This is a genomic window from Azohydromonas lata (genome assembly GCF_034427735.1).
Classification (GTDB): domain Bacteria; phylum Pseudomonadota; class Gammaproteobacteria; order Burkholderiales; family Burkholderiaceae_C; genus Azohydromonas; species Azohydromonas lata.
Genome location: NZ_JAXOJX010000197.1, coordinates 1 through 661 on the forward strand (window position 1 = coordinate 1; position 661 = coordinate 661).

General features: G+C 69.6%; 1 protein-coding gene. It reads right to left on the minus strand.

Annotation, left to right across the window (positions count from 1 at the left end; genetic code table 11):
- Positions 1-661, minus strand: a 661-nt coding sequence (locus SM757_RS34995; RefSeq protein WP_322468866.1) for a hypothetical protein, incomplete at both ends; no start/stop codon positions are given.

The window sequence follows — 661 nt, forward strand, 5'->3', positions numbered from 1 at the left end:
CGTCGCCGCCACGGCACTGCCGCCGCCAAAGGCGCTGAAGTCGAACGTTACGCCGCTGATGTCGGCGTTGGCGTCGCCGCCCACATTGGTCCACGTGGCCGTGACCGTGTCGCCGATCTTGTAGGCCCCGCCCGTGCCGCTGGCGCCGCTGATGCTCACGTTGGCGTCAGTCACCGTCGGCGCCACGTTGTCCACCGTGGCGTTGCTCGTGTCGGCCGCCGTCGCGGTGTTGCCCGCGTTGTCCGTCACCGTCACCGACACGTTGCGGTTCGTGGCGTCGATGCCGCCGGCCACGAGGGTGTAGCTGGCCGTCCACACGCCGTTGACGTTCGTCGCCGCCACGGCGCTACCGCCGCCGAAGGCGCTGAAGTCAAACGTCACGTCGCTGATGGTGTCGGCGTTGTTCTCGCCGCCCACATTGGTCCAGGTCGCCGTGACCGTGTCGCCAATCTTGTAGGCCCCGCCCGTGCCGGTGCCGCCGCTGATGCTCACGTTGGCGTCGGTCACCGTGGGCGCCACGCTGTCCACCGTGGCGTTGCTCGTGTCTGCCACCGTGGTGGTGTTGCCCGCGTTGTCCGTCACCGTCGCCGACACGTTGCGGCCCGTGGCGTCGATGCTGCCGGCCACGAGGGTGTACGTCGCCGTCCACACGCCGTTGACG